Source organism: Pontiella desulfatans (genome assembly GCF_900890425.1).
Taxonomy (GTDB): Bacteria; Verrucomicrobiota; Kiritimatiellia; order Kiritimatiellales; family Pontiellaceae; genus Pontiella; species Pontiella desulfatans.
Genome location: NZ_CAAHFG010000004.1, coordinates 221,176 through 238,914 on the forward strand (window position 1 = coordinate 221,176; position 17,739 = coordinate 238,914).

Here is a 17,739-nt window from a genome sequence, read left to right on the forward strand (position 1 = left end):
CGAGCTTGTTTACCTTTTCAATTCCTTCTTGAGCAGGCGGACGAATTTTTCGGTCGGCTTGTGCTCGGCGCCCATCATGCAGGCCTGGATCCAATTGCGTTCAAGCAGGTAGTGGCTGCGGTAGCTGATCAGCACGCCATGCGCCTTGAGCTTGTCGCCGATGGTTTCCGACGAATGGATCTCGGGAAGCGCAATGGTGATGACCGCAGGCATGGCGCAGGCGTCGGCGGCCAGAATCGGCGCGTCGATTTCCGCGAGCTTGCGGCGGATGGATTTCGACCAGTCGCGGACTTCGGCGAAGCGCTTTTCCCAGTCGTGCGATTTAAGTGCGGCGAGCAAGGCGTAGACGAGGTTCGACTGGATGGTGAACGGGATGCCTTCGGCCTGCTGGTAGAGGCCGAGGTCGAGCGCGCAGGGGATATCGTCGGGCGCGGGTTCGAAATCGTGGTTGTGGAACACCATGGAGAGCCCGGAAATCGAGGCCAACCCCTTTCCGCTGGTTCCCGAAGCCAGATAGACTCCGGAAAGATCGACCGCGACGGTGCCGATGGAGCTGATGCAGTCCATGCAGAGCTTGATGCCTTTCTCGCCGCAAACCTGCTTATACATTTCGATGTCGTTGAGGACTCCGGTGGAGGTTTCGCAGTGGGTTCCCCATACCCATTCGATATCGGGGTGGTCGCGGAGTTCCTTTTCCAGATCGTGGCGCATGAAGGCCTGCCCCTCGGGGATTTCCAACGTGTGGAAAAAGAGCTTGGCGCCGTTGGCGTTCTTGACGAGCCTGCGCCCGAATTCGCCGCTGACGAGAATGAGGCCGGTCTTGCAAAGCAACGACAATTGCGCGGCGACGGCGTCGTTGGCCAGCGTTCCGGGCCCCATGAGGATTTCAACCTGCTGCGCCCCGGTGAGGTCGCACAGCAACCCGCGGGCTTTCTGGAAATCCTTTACGAAGGCGTCGCCTCGGTGGGAGCAGGGCTTTTCGTTATAGACCTCCTGCACCTGCTTGGCGAAATCGACCGGACCGGGCAGGAAGTTGAAGAGCAGGGTGTCGTCGTTGGCCAGCTCCGGCTCGTCCTTGGCGAAGGAGCGGGAGCGCCCTTTCAGGTCCTTGTAGGCCTCGAGCGTGAGATACATGGGCTGGTATTGCGCATCCTCGGTGCCGACGAGGGGGCCGAAGGGAACGAAACCGAGGAACTTGTAGAGCTTGATCTGGCGGACGGTGCCGGAAATCACGGCGAGGTCGTGCCCGCAGTCGATGGCATGCTGGACGAGCGTGGCGATGAGCCCCTGGGAGATGCGGGTGTAGCGGAACTCCTCCTCGACGGCGAGCAGGCGGATTTCGCACAGCGACCGGTCCGGGGGGAGGTAGGAATCGAGGTTGTCGAGCTTGCGGTCGAGCGAGAACGGGCGCTCGTCGCGAAAGGCGATCATACCGGCGAGGATTCGTTTTTCCTGATGAACGCAGATGATGTAGGTGTTCTGCTCGTGGAATTTATCGGCCAGCATCTTGTCGCGGTTGGGTTCGTGCTGCGGGATTTCCTCCACGAAGGTTTTATAGTTCAGCGCATGGACTCCCTCGATTTCCCAAGGTTGTTCCGCGATCTTGAAGATGAATCCATCGAGCAAACCCATTTATGCCTCCTTGGGGGGTAGTGCCTGGGCGAACGCCTTGCGGAGGCGCTCGCGGTGCGCGAAAAGTATGATGACCGAAGCGCCGGCCAGGGCAGCCACCGTGTGGCCGGGGAGCTCCACCGCGTAGGCCACCAGCGGCAAAAGTGAAAACGCCGCCAGCCCGCTAAGGATGAATCCGCGGCGGAACACCATCAGTACCCCGGTGAGCACGAGCAACAGCAAGGCAATGAAGGGATCGTAGGCGAGATAGGCGCCGATGGCGGTCGCAATGCCGCGCCCCCCGCGGAACTGCAACGGCAAGGGCCAGATGTGGCCGGCAATGACCGCAACCAGCACGAGCGAAACCGCGGGTTCGGCAATCTCGAACCTACGGGCGAGCATGATGGCCACAAGACCTTTAAGGGAATCGCCCAGCATCGTGACGATGAATCCTGGCTTGCCCAGCACCCGACCGACATTGCGGGCGCCAACCCCGCCGCTTCCGCACTCGCGGATATCCAGCTTTTCCTTGAACCGGACCAGATAATAACCGGTGCAGATTCCGCCTAGCAGATAGGCGACCAGGATACAGATGATGTCTTTGCCAGCCATGTCACACTCCCCAGTATTGGCATAGTGTTAACACTCTAACAGCGCACGAATCTTTTTCAACGCGCAATTGAAGATTCTTGGCCTAGCTCCCTGCCGTTTTGTGGCGGACTGCGGATTCGTACATCATTTCGTAGTTGGACTTTCCAACCTCGATGTTGGTGCGCTCGCGCAGGGCGGCATCGAGGCGGATCATCTGGAACACCCCGTCGGCGAAGTCAAGGCCGGTCTTGGTGCAGCGGAAATAGTTCGCGTCCGCGAGTTTGAATTTAAGGATGAGGCGCAGGAGCCAAGGCGCCTTTTTCAACAAGCGGTCGACCTGCTCCCGCTTGTCCATGCCGGCGCTGTTTGCAAACCGGGCGTAGACATCGGGGGCCTTGAGCTTGTAGTCGGGATCCTTGAGCTTGAGGTTGTAGCGTTCCGGAAACTGGTCCATGCGGGAATTGGGCAGGAGGGAGAAGGGGCCGAAGACCACCATGCCCGGCTCCATTTCGACGAGCAGCTCAATGAGCCGGTCGATATCCGCAACGGTTTCGTTGGGATTGAGCAGCATGAAGCTCCAGCAGGAATGTATGCCGACGCGCTTGCACATGGCCTCGGTTTCACGCATGACGTCGAGGTGGGGCTTGCCATACATTTTCTGCGTGCCCTCGTTCGCGCTTTCGCCTCCGAAGAAGAGGCTGACGCAACCGCTTTCGTGCGCTTGGCGGAGGGTCTCCTCCGCATAGTAGGGGCGGAGGCCTTTCCAGGTTCCGGGCCGGGCGTAGCCCGTCCACTCAATCCCTTTGCCGGCAAACAGTTCGCTGAGCATCTCCATGCGCGAGGTGGGGTAGATGGAGGGATCGGTGACGACCATGTGGCGGAAGCCGAGTTCGTATGCCCGGTTGATTTCCTTTTCGATCTGGTCGCGCTCCTTCGTTCGCCGTGTTTCATACATGGCGGGCATTTCGCAGAAGGGGCAGCGGTAGGCGCAACCGCGCGAGGTCTCGATGTAGGCCACCGGAATCAGGCCTTCATTGATTTCGAAGTCGGGGATGGGCAGCAGGCTGAGGTCTTCGAGCACGGCCGGTTTTTTTGAAAGGTGCAGTTTGCCGGAGGAATCGCGGCAATAGATGCCGTCCGCCGCAGGATCTTCGCGATCAACCATGGCTCCGATTTCATCCGCATTGCCTTCGTGGCGCAGGATGGTTTCCAGGGCAATTTCGCCCTCGCCATAGACGAGGAAGTCGACGTAATCCGCGAAGCGGCCGCCCGTTTTTTTGGCCTTTGCGAGACGGTAGAAATCCTCCCGGAGGTTCCCGAGGCTCGGCCCCCCGACGATCACGGTCTTTCCGGGGAGCGTTTCCTTCAGGCGCTGGGTGGCTTCCTGCACGGGGAAGTGGCTGGAGAAACTCAGGTAGAACCCGACGGCATCATAGTCGAACGCGGCCTTCAGCAAGCCCGCGACCCCGCCCCTATCCAAATCAAAGATGCCAACGCGGAACCCCTTGTTCTTGAGCCAGGAACTCAGCACCGGGATGGAAGGTTGCGGAAGATCCCGCACCATGTGGTAGCCATTGATTTCGTCGGCCTTGAAGAAGGCCTCCGCTCCGCCGACTATCGATTTGACCAATAAAAGACTGTTCGCCATTTCAGAAACCTCTCCGGGAATGTCCCCCCGCCGTTCACCAACATCTTAACTTCATACAAGGTTGTAGCGGCCGGGCGCGATAATATTGTTGGGATCGAGCACCTTTTTAAGATCGCGAACCGTTCGCCAGAACGGATCGTCTTCCCGGACTGTCCGCTCCATCGAGTTGATACCCACCCGATACGGGGGATAGCCCATTTCAGTGTAGCGCGCCTCCATCTCCCTAATGCACTCATGCGCCTTCGCCGCCCGGGCAGCGTCGCGGCGGTCGAAGGAGAGGCTCACAACGCCCTCCACCGCCTTGGCGTTGATCAGGTTGACCGTTATCCCGGCCTCGAACCCATGCTTGGAAAAGGTTTCGCGCGTGGCCTGCACAACCTGCCGCACGGCCTCGCCCGTCGCCGGGATGATCGGGCAGCAAAAGAGCAGGCCGCAATTGGAGTGGTCGGGGTCGATCTCGTCCAGGTGCTGGAAATCGCCGGCCGACCAATAGAAACATTTCAAGGCGACATCCGTGGTTTCGCAGCAGGTGAGTCGATAGATCGGTTCAACCGCCTTGAGCATCATGAGCTGTGTGCGGACGGCGGGAATAAAGGTCAGCCTTTCCGCAATCCGTTTTGCCACATCCACGACGACATCGGAGAGGAACATGGTTTTGGCGAAGCCCCCGACCGCCTTATGGATCTCCTTTTTCGCCAGCTTGAGCTGCCGCTTGGTGCCGAGGACCCCCAGCGAAGTGCTCCATGGGCCAAAGCCGCCCTGCTTCAGCATCTCGAGGGCCTTGGCCCGGGTCGCCTCGCCTTCCGGCTCGCCGGTTGCGGTCAATTCGTCGTAGAGCAACGGCGCGAGGGTTGCGTAGGTACGTTCGCGGCTCCCGATATGCGCAATGGTGTTCACCACCCCGCCCGAGCGCAACGCAACCAAGGCATCGATGAGCCGGGGAAAATCTTTTTCGTCGGCAATCTTGATGATGGCCGCCATATGGCTTTCGGGTTTCGGCATGAGATCGATGCAAGCCGATGTGACGATGCCGAAGTTGCCTTGCGGAAACAAACCGGAGAGGTCGGGGCCCACGCCATAACGGTATAGGTTTTGCGTTTTCGCCCCTTCGATGTGACCGAAACCGGTCTGGATCGTCTCCCCGTTTCCCAGCACCACCGTCAAGTTCGAGAAGCCTTCGGCACGGGGCTGGAAATAGCCAACGCCGCGGTCCATGGCATTGCCGATCAAGCTGGTGTCGGATGTCGATCCCGTCACGTTGAAGATGAGCGGAAGGTTGTTTTCCCTGATATGGTCCAACAGTTGCCGTTGCGTTACCCCCGGCTCGACGACCGCGTAGTGGTGCCGCGTGTTTACCTCGATGATCCGGTTCATCCCGGCCAAATCGACAATGGCCGCCCCGTCCTTCACCGGAAGGCGCGAGCCCATGCCCCACTGCTTCCCGCAGCTGATCGGATATAGCGGCACCTTGTATTCGTTCGCAATGGCCACAATACGCTGCACTTGTTGCTGCGTTGCGGGCTTCAGGACGGCAACAACATCGCGTTTGGAGGCACAGACCGTGCGGGTGTAGCTGGCCAGCTCCGTTGATTCGTGGATGACGGCATCCGCCCCCAACTCCCGCCTCCAGGTTTGGATGGCGGATTGCACGGAAGTGGGACTCGCCATGGTTTAGGCCTGAACCAGGGAATCGGGGCTGGAGAAGTAGCCCAGGGCCGTATGGGCCTGCGGCACGCGGACGGAAACGATGGTTCCTTCGCCCACCCGGCTTTCGAACTGGAGCGAGCCGCGATGCTCCTCAATCACCTTTTTCGTAATGAAGAGCCCGAGCCCCGCACCTTTTTCGATGGTTGCCGTGTTATCGAATGGCTCGAAAATCCAGCGCAGGCTCTGCGCATCCACCCCGCACCCGTTGTCCTTGACCTTGATATCAATATCATTGTTGCTGATTGCAAACAGAACAACGATGCAGGGGGAAGATTGCTGGTCCAAGGCCTCGACGGCATTGTCGATCAGATTCTGGAGCGCCCGCTTGACCTGCAGCCGCTCACCCAGCATTTCATACTGGTCTTCAATGCCCTCGACCTGCACCGAGAATGAAATGTCGGAATGGGCCGCGGCATCGCGGAAACAATCGTTGATCAGCTTTGGAAGGTTCAGGCGCTGAAGCTGCGAGAAATCGAAGCGCCCCAATGCCCGCCAAGACTCCACCAACTCGGCGCAACGCTCAACGTTGGTTTCAATTTGGTCGAGATATTCGTTCATCTCATCGGAGGTGGATTCCTGCTTTTCCTTCAGCTCATAGTTGAGCAGGTCAAGGTAGCCGCGGATAATCGTGAGCGGATTCCGCAAGTCCCGAACCAGCTCGGAGGAGGCCGCCCCGAGCGAGGTCAGCTTGTTGGTCTTCCCGACCTCGCGGCTGAGCGACTGCGTCATCTTGTTCAGCTCTTCCTGGGCCTGTTTCTTCCGCGAATGCAGCTTTGAGCGATCAACATATTTTTTAACAACCGCCTGGATTTCGTCGGTATCGAACGGTTTCTGGAGATAGTCGTTGGCGCCAAAGCGGATCGCCTGCTGGGCCGTGTCCAGGTCGCCGTAGCCGGTCAGCATAACAATGGAGACATTGGGGTTGATTGCACGGATTTCCTGCAACCCCTCGATGCCGCTCTTTTCCGGCATCCGGATATCCATGATCACGAGATCGGGTTCCTGCTCCCGGAGCAGCTCGACCCCGGCGTCCACGCGATCGGCCAGAAACATGTCGTAATCGTACTTGAGCACCATCCGCAGGCTTTCGCGCGGGCCGCGCTCGTCGTCGATCACCAACACCGTTCCCAACTTTTCCTTCGTCTCCGCAATCATGGTAGTTTCCTAAAAAGACAAGGAATATGTCACAGATGCCAGGTTGGAATCAACATCATAAGTGCCGTTCGCCGTTTCCCGGTCATCGTAGATGCTATAGGCATAACCCAAGTCCAGCGTGTGCATGCCCAGGGAGTAGCCAATACCGAAACTGAGGATGTGGCGATCAAGGTCGGGGAGCAAAGGCGAAGCTGAGCTATCGGGAATGGGAGACGGCAACCAGGTATAGCCCGAACGCACAGCCAAACCATCGATGATTTCCCAGTTGACGCCGGTGTTGATGGAGTAGGAATCGTCCCAGTTGTTTTCCAAGACGAGCTGGCTTCCTCCCGCATTGATTGTTTGCGTCTTGTTCACCGACCACTCCAACCACTCGAACAGAGCCTCCAGCTGCACGTTTCCGGGAAGCGCGATACCGTATCCGATTCCAATGGTGTTCGGATATTTTAGCGTGGTCTCGAACTCGCCGGTGTTGGGGTAGGAAGCCGCAAAGTCGCCTTTGTATTTCACATCCACGCGGCTGCGGTAGGTCAGCGCCACGCGCTGGTTTTCCGTTGGCAACCAGGTCAGGCCCACGTTGCCGCCAATGCCCCAGCCATCGCCGGAGCCCTCCACATCATATGGAGACATCGGATCGGCAACCGGATAAAGATTTGGAAAGAGGGCTTTCATGGAAAAATCCGAATAGAAAATATCGCCGCCGATGCCGAAATAGACAGAATCATGGAGCTTGAAGGAAGCCGTTGGATTAAAGTTCACCAAAAGAACCTCGGCCTCGTAGGGAACCGGCTCGGTTACACCAGTCATGGGGTTGACTAGGTCTGTCTTGTTCCAGGATACACTCTGGCCATACGGGGTGCTGATGCCTAAACCGACCACCAGCCCCTTCACGCCAACAGGCTGCGAGTAGAAGAGGTTCGGCAAGACATTCCAAGGATCATCCGACTTCAATTCATAGCCCGGAGCGGGTTCATAGGTGATTTCCGACTGGGCAAACGTTGCCGCCAACACCAAAGAATGATCTTCTTGCATGGCCAGGTTGGCCGGATTGTAGAAGATGGCCGAAGCATCGTCCACAAACGCCGAGTGGGCGCTGGATTTGCCGAGACCCTCCGCGGTCGGCGGTGGATTCCGATAGCCATCCGCGTAAACATCGCCGACCATGGCGATAGGCAACGCACTGAGCAAAACCATCCTACACAAGCGCTTACTATTTGTTTTCATATCTTCTCCCTTAGTTCGGCTAGTTGAATTTGAACCACTCAAGTGATAGCAACAGACGTGCCACTTGTCAGTAAGTTTTTTCGTCCATAGGTTGTGTAATAATTCTTGATATATACAACATATTGACATTTAATGTGTACAAATTTGTACAGGAATGGGTTGCGGGCTTTTTAAGCCGCTTGGTTTCCAGAGTCTGGAATACCAATTTCAACGGGGGTTCAGGCGCGTGATCGGCAGAAACAGAGTAGTCATTACCGGCTTGGGGGTGCTCGCCGCCAACGGCATTGGCAAGGAGGCCTTCTGGAAGTCCCTCCTAGCCGGCGAGTCCGGCATCGGCCCCATCACCCAGTTCGATGCGAGTGAAATACCTTGGCAGATTGCTGGAGAAATCGACGGCTTTTCACCAACTGATTTCATTGATCCGAGTCTTAAGCCCAAAAGACAAAGTAGAAATACACAGATTGCCGCAGCAGCCACCGTCATGGCACTTGAAGACGCAAAACTGTCCATGGATTCCTTGAAAAAGGTCGAACCCGTGCAAATCACACTTGGCATTAGCCTTGGGGGGCTCGATTTGGTGGAACAACACACACGAAGGCTTGTCGAAAAGGGAGCCATGAAGGGACTGCCGACGGTTTCCGCGTGTGTGCACATTATCGCGTCGAGTTTCATCTCCGCCCTCCTCAAAGTGAAGACACAGATCAATGTTGTTTCGAACAGTTGCACAGGCGGACTTGATGCAATCGCCGCTGGAGCCGCAGCGATTAGACGCGGCGAAGTGGAATTGGCGATAGTAGGAGGAACCGATGCTGTCATCATACCTTCGGTTGTTACAGGATTAGGTTTTGCTGGCATGTTGACCGACAGTCACGATAATCCTAAAACCATTAGCCGACCCTTTGATCTGACAAGGTGCGGAGGAGTGCTGGCGGAAGGCACGGGTATCGTGATCCTTGAAAGCCTAAATCATGCTCGAGAACGTGGAGCCCGGCAATATGCAGAAATCAGTGCCCATGGAACAGCAAGTGGCATCAACATGCAATTGCATGAGGGACTGGAAACCAGCATGCGGCGGGCAATGAGCAATGCAGGTCTCTATCCACAAGACATATCCAACATCAACGCCCATGGCACCAGCGATCCGGATTTGGATATTGCGGAAACCGTGGCGATAAAGAATGTTCTTGGGAGCCACGCTTATAATATCCCCATCAACTCCATTAAAGGATCAACGGGAAATCCTTTAGCCGCAGGCGGTGCCCTCCAGGTCATTTCCAGCTGCCTTTCAATGGAGGTCGGCATAATACCTCCGACAACGAACCTTAGAGTACCTGATCCCGATTGTGATCTTGATTATGTCCCCGAAACACCCCGCCACTTTGAACCTTCTGTTACGTTGATTAATAGCCATGGCACAGGCGGAGTGAACAGTTCTATGGTCTTGGAGAAAATTAAACAGTGATCCTAATCACACTACTTCTTATCTTGGCTATTGTGGTCAACCTTGGACTGGGCACTACGGTATACCTCACCAATCGGGCAAGAAAAGCGAACCAAAGTTATCTGGTTGCAACAATCTTTATGTCACTGTGGCTCAGTGCCAATCTTATCATTCTCCATTCCACATCCGCCCACCTAGCTCACATAGGCATCGATGCCGCATCGGCTTTATCTGTTTGCATTCCAACAACATTCCAGTTGCTTCGCCTTACGATCAAGTTTCCCGAATACTCTTGGAGATCGGTGCTGACCAGGTGCCATAAGCAAATTCTTTTCAATATTATTACCGTTGCAGTCTGCTTCACGCCCTCATTCAGCCAATCAGTCATTCTTCCCGAACCAGGCGAACCGGGGCTGGTTCAACCAGTATATGGACCAGCCTTTCTCGTTTTCCTCGTATACATGCTTTCTTCCATAGCAGTGCTTGGATGCGGGGTTTTTAAAGACAGAAAACAAATTAGGGGAACACAACGACTAGAACTGGAATTCCTCCTATTCGCCTGTCTGGCAGGTCTTAGCGTAGGCATCTTCCTAGGGACGGTTGTTTCACTGATCTCAAAATCATACAACTCAATCCCAATTGCAAATTCTGCAAGCGTTTTCACAGTATCCATCATCGTTGCGTATGGCATAGCCATGCATAAAATCCTGACCGTTTCGACGCTCTTACGCAGATTCACCGCCTATGCCCTGATCACGGTCTACCTAAGTGTGGTATATTTTATAACAGCAAGCATAATGCGATTCGCCTGTGAAGCACTTGAAATATCCATGACATTCCCCATTCATTTAACTTCGGCTCTTGCCGTAGCTTTTTCCATGCTTCCGGCCAGATCACGAATGCAGAAAGCAACAGACCTTCTATTTGGAGGAACAAACTACTTTAATGTCCAGGACACGGTTCGAAAAGCCAGCGACATCTTCCAATCCGTTACAACAATAACCTCTCTGCTTGATCATTTCTCAAACTTACTCGTTAGTGCTTTCGGAACGGAGCGCGTTATAATTCTTACCGCTACCGACGGTGGATATAAGCAACAATACCCCTACCCTCTTGATAATGCTGTTTTCTTTTCTGAAAATAGTGCCTTGGTAGGAATGCTGGAAAGAAACCGAGATCCCGTCTGTGCAGAAAGCCTGCTACGTATCCGGGAGACCTCGGAAATCCATGACACGATCAAGAATCTCAAATCTTCTGATGCAAACATAGCGACAGGTGTTTTCTCAAAATCAAAATTGAATGGCATTGTTTTATTCGGAACGCGACACAAAGGCCGTATTTACGACAAAACCGAGCAGGATGCGATTCAAATCCTCTGCAACCAATTTGCCGTGGCCTTTGAAAACGCCCAGCTTTATACCGAAATGCAGGATAGCAAAATCCGCAACGAAATCATGCTCGATCAGCTCGTGAGTGGTGTGATTGTTGCCAGCCCTGACCGGAAAATCACCCTGTTCAACCATGAAGCACAACGCATAACCGGCATCGTCGAGTCGGAAGCGATCGGCCAGAACATCGACATTCTTCCCAAAGCCATTGCCATGGCTCTGGAAGAAACGTTGGAAGACAAAACCGGGCTCCGCAATATCGATGCATCCCTCTATTCACCGGAAGTGAGGGAGGAAAGCGTAAGCATCCGGATGGGTTCCGCCTTCCTGTTCGGCCACGACGATAAACCCATGGGAGCCTTGCTCGTTTTCACCGACACTACCGAGTTGAAGGGCCTGGAAGAACAAGTCCGGCGCTCCGACCAGTTATCCAGCGTCGGTACGCTGGCCGCCGGCATGGCGCATGAAATCAAGAATCCGCTCGTCACCATCAAAACCTTCACCCAGCTGCTGCCCAAACGATACGACGACGAAGATTTCAGACAGGAGTTTTCCAGCCTGGTTGCCCACGAAGTCTCGCGTATCGACGGCATCGTGAACGAGCTGCTCAGTTTCTCCAAACCGGCCAAACCGCACCTGGTCCCGATGAAACTCCAGCATACGATCGATCAGATCCTCAAGCTGACCCATGAGCAGATGGTGCAAAGCAACATCCAGCTCAAGAACAAATGCACTGCCGAAAACGACATGATCTTCGGCGATGCCAAGTTGCTTTCCCAAGCATTGATCAACCTCAACCTGAATGCGGCAGAGGCCATTGGCGAGGGCGGGACGATCACCGTTGGAACCCTCAATTGCACCTACCGGTTTGCCAATGGCGACTCTCCGGAGCATGCCAAAACCAAGCACTGCATCCGGCTGCAGATCACCGACACCGGCAAGGGCATCGAGCGCAAGGATCTCCAAAAAATCTTCGATCCATTCTTCACTAGCAAGAGCGAGGGCACCGGCATGGGGCTTTCCGTCGCCCATGGCATCATCAACGAACATCACGGGGTGATCGAGGTGGAGAGCGAACCCGGACTTGGCACCACGTTCTACGTCTACATCCCCTTGCTTGAGGAGGGTATTGCTTCATGAAAACCCTACCGTCATGCATCCTATACAGCCGCGACGACGAACTCACCGGACGCCTGATCCGCATCTCGACCTCCGTCGTCGCCCTCCAGCTTATCGAGGAACCGGTCGACCTTGAACAGTGGATCGCCCAATTTGGCGATACGGTGCTGCTTGCCGATCTACGGGCAACCAACTGCCTCGACATGCTTGCATCCATCCGGAAGGAAAAGCCGGCAACCATCATCATTCCCATTGGAGCCGACCGGTCCGACCCAATGCTCGCGGTTGAGTGGCTCGAGCCCTTTGCCACCTTATCGCTCGAACCCGACCGCCGCGAATTCCAGACCCTGCTAAAACAGGCCGTCGAATGCCTGGCCCTCCGCCAGAAAAACAAGGTGCTCGAGGAGGAGCTGGCGACCTTGAACGCCCGCAAGGTCGAGCAACGCCCCCAACCGCGCACCCTCTTCTCCGCCCCGCTGCAGAACTTTTCCAAAGCACAGCGGAATTTCGACAACATCGACATGCTGTTCGACAGTGTTGTCGAAGGCCTTGTTGCGACGGCACGCGTATCGCGCGCGGGCATTTTCATCAAGCCCGATTCGGGCGACGCATATCTCTACAAGGCCGGAACCCGCTGCCTGGCAACCACGGAAAAACTGCGAGTCCGGCCGGACAGTCCGTTCGTGCGCTGGCTGGAAATGAACACGCATCTGGTATCGCGCAAGACGCTCGAAAACGTTGCCGACCCCCAGGAACGCGCAATGCTCAAGCAGATGCTCGACTCGCTCGGCGCGGAAATCATCATCCCCCTATACGCAACCGGATGCATCAAGGGCTGGATCTTCGTCGGCCAGCGCTCCACCGGCATCCCGTTCGATATCGCCGACCTCGAAGACATGACCGGCCTGGCCGACCACATTTCCACCACGCTCGAAAAGGCGCTCAAGTACGAGGAAACCGCACTCCAGAAAGCCCTCGCCGAAACGGTGCTGCACACCATTCCGTTCGGCATCATCGCCTGCGACGAACATGCCATCCTGCGCTGGTTCAACACCACCGCGCGCGAAATCCTCAAACCGCAAAGCGAAGTCGTCATCGGCCAGCGCGCCGAAGTGCTGGGCAGCCGGATTGCAGACATGCTCCGAAGCGCCGTCGGCGGCCAGCACATGCCCTGCACCAAGGAATGGACCGACAACCGCACCAAACTAACACTCGCCGCAGAAACACACTGCCTAACGGATGGCGGCTCCTGCGTCGGCGCCATGGTCATGCTACGCGATGTCACTGGCGTTAAGCTGCTCAAGGAAAAGGAAGAGCAGGTTGAGCGCGCCACCTTCTGGAACGAACTCGCCTCGAGCATGAGCCACGAAATCCGCAACCCCCTCGTGGCCATCAAGACCTTCTCGCAGTTGCTGCCTCAGCGATACGAAGATCCCGATTTCCGCGCCGAATTCAGCAAACAGGTCACCACCGAGGTCGACCAACTCAACCAAATCATCGACAAGATCAACGAGTTCGCCAATCCGCCCAAACCCATCTTCCAACCCCTCGATATCCGCAAGCCCATCGAGCACGCCGTCACACGGATCCAATCTGAACTCAACCACGACAATCTCAAAATCCACCTCTCGGCCGACGAAACCGCCCTCCAGATCAATGGCGACACCACATCCATGGAGGAATGCATCTACCACCTGCTCAAGAACGCGGCGGAAAACCTCGCCAACAAACCCGGCTCGCGCATCAACGTCACGGTCAAAGGGCGCTCCCCCGAGAAGGGATCCGGGAACATCTACATCATGGTCACCGACAACGGCAGCGGGATCGACCCTTCGTTGCGCGACAAGATATTCTCGCCCTTCATCACCATCAAGGCGCTCGGCTTCGGCCTCGGCCTGCCGATCGCCAAACGCGCGGTCATCGACCACAACGGACAGATGGACATCGAAAGCAGCTCCGGCGGAACCACTGTATCCATCACCCTCCCCGCCTCGGAGGAACAGGAATGAAAACGCCCAAGGATATCCAGAATGCAGAGGGCCCAATCAACCTCGAAGAAGCCGTCGGGGATTTCGAACGCAACCTGATCGAGCAGGCGCTCGAAAAATGCAACGGCATCCAAACCCGGGCCGCGGAACACCTTGGCACCACCCGCCGCATCCTCCGCTACCGCATGGACAAACTCGGCATCAGGCCCCAGCGCGGCAAACATCCATAACCCATTCTTGCCAAACGCCCGGCTTGGACTACAATAGCTTCACCGAACCAAGGAGGCCTCCATGGAAAACCTTTTAGCCGCCGTTGATTTCTCACAAACCACCGATACCGTCATTGAACAGGCCACACTCCTCGCCAATGCGCTCGGCTCAAAGCTCTGGATCCTGCACGTCACTTCCGACGAAACGCAGGCCATGGTCTACGAAGCCACCCAGGTCACCGGCTACTCCCCCGAATTCGTCAGCATGCCCGGCGATGTCCAGCTGGCCCGCGACCTCAGCGCCGAGGAAATCAAACGCGAGCACAAGGAGCTGCAGGGCATCTCCTCCAAACTCCGGGCAGAGGGCGTCGATGCCCAGGCCCTGTTGCTCAAGGGCGATGCCGCCAAAACCATCGTCGAAAAGGCGAAGGAACTCCGGTCTGGAATAATCATCCTCGGCTCGCACGGCCATGGCCTGTTGCATAAGGCCTTGCTGGGCAGCGTCTCCGAGGCCGTGATGCACCACGCCAAATGCAACGTCCTCGTCGTTCCTCGGGCCGGGAAATAGGCCTCTCTACCATGCAATTCGTATGGCGTATGGCTTGACCTCCCCTTCGGTCGAGCTACTCTCCACACGCATTACGAAATCACAAGACGAAGGCCTCCCATGTTGCAGACCATCATAGAAAAAGCCGTTGCCGGAACCGGATGCACGCCTGAAGACGCTCCTGGGCTGATCGAAGCCAACGAAGCCGACCTCTTTGCCGGCGCCACGCAAATCCGCGAAGCCCACTTCGGCAACACCATCCAGCTCTGCTGCATCATCAACGCCAAAAGCGGCAAGTGCGACATGGACTGCCGCTTCTGCTCCCAGAGCGGGCACAACTCCACCGAAATCGAAGTCTACCCCTTCATGGAAACCGTGGATCTACAAAACCAAATCCACGAAAACATCAAGAACGGCGACCGCATGTGCGGCGTCGTCACCAGCGGCGGAAAACTCTCAACCGCGGAACTCAAGCAACTCGCCGAAACCGTCAAGCGGATTGGCGGCGGCGAACAGGCTCCCATCTGCGGCTCCCTCGGACGGCTCCCCCCCGAAGACCTCTCCATGCTCAAGCAATCCGGCGTCACCCGCTTCCACCACAACCTCGAAACCTCCGAAAACCACTATCCGCAAATCTGCTCCACCCAGGAATGGTCGCAACGGCTCGAAACCGTCAAAGCCGCCCAGGCCGCCGGACTCAAGGTGTGCAGTGGCGGGCTCTTCGGCCTCGGCGAAAGCTGGCACGATCGCATCGACCTCGCCCTCACCCTGCGCGAACTCGGCGTCGATAGCGTCCCCATCAACTTCCTCTACGCCCATCCCGGCACCCCCTTGAAAGACCGGCAGCAACTCTCCCCGGCGGAAGCCCTGCGCATCATCGCCCTCTACCGCTTCCTCTTGCCAACCGTCACCCTGCGCATCTGCGGCGGACGCTCCCACATTCTCGCCCATCGCCAGGCCGACATCTTCGCCGCCGGAGCCAACGGCCTCATGACCGGCAACTACCTCACCGTCGCCGGCAGCCAATACGAATCCGACCTCCAATTGATCCAATCCCTCGGCCTCGAAATCGCCCCCCCCCAATCCCCGCCTCCGTCACGCCCGCGCTCACGATCGTGAGCACAGACGTGCCCCCCCTTTCGCCTGCCGAAATCGTTAGACACGGCTAAAAAAGCGAGTAGTCTGAAACACCATGGAATCACCATCCATAGTACCGAGCGATGTCATCCTCGAAAGCATATCCGACGGCGTGTTCACGGTTGGAAACGACTGGCGCATCGCCTCGTTCAACCGGGCGGCGGAACAGATAACCGGCGTTCCGCGCAAGGAGGCCATTGGACGGCTCTGCTCGGAAGTATTCCGCTCCAGCATGTGTGAAGGCGCCTGCGCACTGCGCAAAACCCTCGAGACCGGCCAACCGCTCATTGCCCACGCCTGCTACATCGTCAACGCCGATGGCGAGCGCATCCCCGCAAGCGTCTCGACCGCCGTGCTCAAAGATGAAGCCGGCAACATGATCGGGGGGGCCGAAACCTTCCGCGACCTCAGCGAAATCGAAACCCTGCGCAAACAAATCTCCGGCCGCTACACCCTTGGCGACCTCATCAGCCACAGCCACGCCATGCAGCCGGTCTACGAGATGACCTCCTCCGTCGCCAATTCCAACATCACCGCCCTCATCCATGGCGAAACCGGCACCGGCAAGGAGTTGCTCGCCAGAGCCATCCACGGCATGAGCCCCCGCTCCGCCAAACCCTTCGTCGCCATCAACTGTGCCGCCCTGCCCGACACCCTGCTCGAATCCGAACTCTTCGGCTATAAAAAGGGCGCCTTCACCGGCGCCGTGCAGGATCGCGAAGGCAGATTTGCCCAGGCCAGGGACGGCACGGTCTTCCTTGATGAAATCGGCGAAATCAGCCCCGCCCTGCAGGTGCGGCTGCTTCGCGTCTTGCAGGAACACACCTACGAACCGCTCGGCAGCAACGAAACCCGGCGCACCGAGGCCCGCATCATTGCCGCCACGCACCGCGATCTCTCCGCGTTGGTTGAAAGCGGCGAATTTCGCGAAGACCTCTTCTACCGCATCAATGTCATCCGCATCGACCTCCCCCCCCTGCGCAGCCGCAAGGAAGACCTTCCCCTGCTCATCGACCACTTCATTGAACGCTTCAACCGCATTCACAACAAAAACATTGCCGGGCTATCCAACGGGGCCAACTCGTTGCTCATGGCCCACGACTGGCCGGGCAATGTCCGCGAGCTCGAAAACATCGTCGAGCGCGCCTTTGTCCTATGCAATGGCACGCAGATTGAAATACGCCACCTCCCCCCGGTGGGCAGCCGAGCCCCCGCCACCCCGAACATCTACCCGACATCGGCACCGCCCGCCGTAGCGCCGAAGCCCGGACTATTTTGAAAACCCTCGAAAAAAACAACTTCAACCGCCTTGCCACCGCCCACGAACTCGGTATCCACAAAACCACCCTATACCGAAAAATTAAGGCACTCGGACTCTCCCTTCCCCACTAAGGTATATCATCCAACCACCACGATCGTGGTGGTTGGATGATATACTTTCATGCGGACTTGGGTTGCTAAAATGCAACCCTGGCCACCGATATGGTTGCATTTTAGCTACCCTCCCACCTCATCGCCCCCACACGTTGTATTACGCAAGAGGCTTTCTGTTATGGACTTGCGAATCCGATGCCCCGGCATCCGCCGCTGGCACCGTTGTTGCTATAGGGGTGGCAGATGAAAGCTGCACTCACAGATTGGCAAGGACGCATTGCCCCCGTATTCGACGTGGCGGGGAATGTTCTGATCGTCGGCCAGGATGGCCGGGAGCAATCCATGGCCCTGCCGGCTGATTATCCCGAGAGCAAGCTGGCCTTTCTTAAGGAGCAGCAGGTCGATGTCTTGATTTGCGGTGCGATCTCGCGCCGGGTGCAGAAATATGCGGAGGAACTCGGAATCCGGGTGAACCCCTTCGTCTCCGGCGAAGTCCGGGAGGTTTGGGAGGCGTGGAAAAGCGGCCAGCTCGACGAAGCCTGCTATTCGATGCCCGGCTGCCGCCGATGCCGCAGACGCAACGGACAGTGCAATTAACAA

The 17,739-nt window shown here is 56.9% G+C and carries 15 protein-coding genes; 9 read left to right on the plus strand and 6 right to left on the minus strand.

The window, feature by feature from the left end; translation table 11 throughout:
• Positions 1-9: 9 nt before the first annotated feature.
• The 6 genes from E9954_RS26495 to E9954_RS26520 form a co-directional block, all read right to left on the minus strand.
• Positions 10-1,632 (minus strand): GNAT family N-acetyltransferase, encoded by a 1,623-nt coding sequence (locus E9954_RS26495; protein WP_136082318.1) that lies wholly within the window; start codon positions 1,630-1,632, stop codon positions 10-12.
• Positions 1,633-2,223: a glycerol-3-phosphate acyltransferase gene (locus E9954_RS26500; protein WP_136082319.1), complete on the minus strand. Its 591-nt coding sequence runs from the start codon at positions 2,221-2,223 to the stop codon at positions 1,633-1,635.
• 82 nt (positions 2,224-2,305) lie between these two features.
• The gene (locus tag E9954_RS26505; protein ID WP_136082320.1) at positions 2,306-3,850 is read right to left on the minus strand and encodes a B12-binding domain-containing radical SAM protein; all 1,545 of its coding nucleotides are present in this window, start codon (positions 3,848-3,850) and stop codon (positions 2,306-2,308) included.
• 51 nt (positions 3,851-3,901) lie between these two features.
• The gene (locus E9954_RS26510) at positions 3,902-5,518 is read right to left on the minus strand and encodes an FAD-binding oxidoreductase (RefSeq protein ID WP_136082321.1); all 1,617 of its coding nucleotides are present in this window, start codon (positions 5,516-5,518) and stop codon (positions 3,902-3,904) included.
• 3 nt (positions 5,519-5,521) lie between these two features.
• Positions 5,522-6,712 (minus strand): sensor histidine kinase, encoded by a 1,191-nt coding sequence (locus E9954_RS26515; RefSeq protein WP_136082322.1) that lies wholly within the window; start codon positions 6,710-6,712, stop codon positions 5,522-5,524.
• 9 nt (positions 6,713-6,721) lie between these two features.
• A complete protein-coding gene (locus E9954_RS26520; protein WP_168442621.1) occupies positions 6,722-7,936 on the minus strand; it encodes an OmpP1/FadL family transporter in 1,215 nt (404 codons plus the stop codon).
• Between the two features lie 226 nt (positions 7,937-8,162).
• Here E9954_RS26520 and E9954_RS26525 point away from each other — a divergent pair, with 226 nt between their 5' ends.
• From E9954_RS26525 to E9954_RS26560, 9 genes are all read left to right on the plus strand, one after another.
• Complete coding sequence (locus E9954_RS26525) at positions 8,163-9,398, plus strand: beta-ketoacyl-[acyl-carrier-protein] synthase family protein (protein WP_168442622.1); 1,236 nt, start codon at positions 8,163-8,165, stop codon at positions 9,396-9,398.
• Entirely contained in the window at positions 9,395-11,905 is a 2,511-nt protein-coding gene (locus E9954_RS26530) for an ATP-binding protein (protein WP_136082325.1), read from the plus strand. Before E9954_RS26525 ends, E9954_RS26530 begins: the two co-directional genes overlap by 4 nt.
• On the plus strand, positions 11,902-13,893 hold the full coding sequence (locus tag E9954_RS26535) for an ATP-binding protein (RefSeq protein ID WP_136082326.1): 1,992 nt from the start codon (positions 11,902-11,904) through the stop codon (positions 13,891-13,893). Before E9954_RS26530 ends, E9954_RS26535 begins: the two co-directional genes overlap by 4 nt.
• Positions 13,890-14,102, plus strand: coding sequence for a helix-turn-helix domain-containing protein (locus E9954_RS26540; RefSeq protein WP_136082327.1), 213 nt, complete (start codon positions 13,890-13,892; stop codon positions 14,100-14,102). The genes E9954_RS26535 and E9954_RS26540 overlap by 4 nt, the downstream gene beginning before the upstream one ends.
• Positions 14,103-14,163: 61 nt before the next feature.
• Positions 14,164-14,649 (plus strand): universal stress protein, encoded by a 486-nt coding sequence (locus tag E9954_RS26545; RefSeq protein WP_136082328.1) that lies wholly within the window; start codon positions 14,164-14,166, stop codon positions 14,647-14,649.
• Between the two features lie 99 nt (positions 14,650-14,748).
• A complete protein-coding gene (gene bioB, locus E9954_RS26550; protein WP_136082329.1) occupies positions 14,749-15,747 on the plus strand; it encodes a biotin synthase BioB in 999 nt (332 codons plus the stop codon).
• 73 nt (positions 15,748-15,820) lie between these two features.
• Complete coding sequence (locus tag E9954_RS26555) at positions 15,821-17,044, plus strand: sigma-54 interaction domain-containing protein (RefSeq protein WP_222847329.1); 1,224 nt, start codon at positions 15,821-15,823, stop codon at positions 17,042-17,044.
• On the plus strand, positions 17,041-17,157 hold the full coding sequence (locus E9954_RS33730; protein ID WP_222847330.1) for a helix-turn-helix domain-containing protein: 117 nt from the start codon (positions 17,041-17,043) through the stop codon (positions 17,155-17,157). The genes E9954_RS26555 and E9954_RS33730 overlap by 4 nt, the downstream gene beginning before the upstream one ends.
• Before the next feature lie 225 nt (positions 17,158-17,382).
• Positions 17,383-17,736, plus strand: a complete 354-nt coding sequence (locus E9954_RS26560; RefSeq protein ID WP_136082330.1) for a NifB/NifX family molybdenum-iron cluster-binding protein — start codon at positions 17,383-17,385, stop codon at positions 17,734-17,736.
• The last annotated feature ends 3 nt before the right edge of the window (positions 17,737-17,739 follow it).

Bases quoted from the DNA above. Each gene is read 5' to 3' on its own strand.
- E9954_RS26555 (WP_222847329.1), top strand. From the start codon at position 15,821: ATGGAATCACCATCCATAGTACCGAGCGATGTCATCCTCGAAAGCATA.
- E9954_RS26540 (WP_136082327.1), top strand. From the start codon at position 13,890: ATGAAAACGCCCAAGGATATCCAGAATGCAGAGGGCCCAATCAACCTC.
- E9954_RS26505 (WP_136082320.1), bottom strand. From the start codon at position 3,850: ATGGCGAACAGTCTTTTATTGGTCAAATCGATAGTCGGCGGAGCGGAG.
- E9954_RS26545 (WP_136082328.1), top strand. From the start codon at position 14,164: ATGGAAAACCTTTTAGCCGCCGTTGATTTCTCACAAACCACCGATACC.
- E9954_RS26510 (WP_136082321.1), bottom strand. From the start codon at position 5,518: ATGGCGAGTCCCACTTCCGTGCAATCCGCCATCCAAACCTGGAGGCGG.
- E9954_RS26535 (WP_136082326.1), top strand. From the start codon at position 11,902: ATGAAAACCCTACCGTCATGCATCCTATACAGCCGCGACGACGAACTC.
- E9954_RS26495 (WP_136082318.1), bottom strand. From the start codon at position 1,632: ATGGGTTTGCTCGATGGATTCATCTTCAAGATCGCGGAACAACCTTGG.
- E9954_RS26560 (WP_136082330.1), top strand. From the start codon at position 17,383: ATGAAAGCTGCACTCACAGATTGGCAAGGACGCATTGCCCCCGTATTC.
- bioB (WP_136082329.1), top strand. From the start codon at position 14,749: ATGTTGCAGACCATCATAGAAAAAGCCGTTGCCGGAACCGGATGCACG.
- E9954_RS26500 (WP_136082319.1), bottom strand. From the start codon at position 2,223: ATGGCTGGCAAAGACATCATCTGTATCCTGGTCGCCTATCTGCTAGGC.
- E9954_RS26520 (WP_168442621.1), bottom strand. From the start codon at position 7,936: ATGAAAACAAATAGTAAGCGCTTGTGTAGGATGGTTTTGCTCAGTGCG.
- E9954_RS26515 (WP_136082322.1), bottom strand. From the start codon at position 6,712: ATGATTGCGGAGACGAAGGAAAAGTTGGGAACGGTGTTGGTGATCGAC.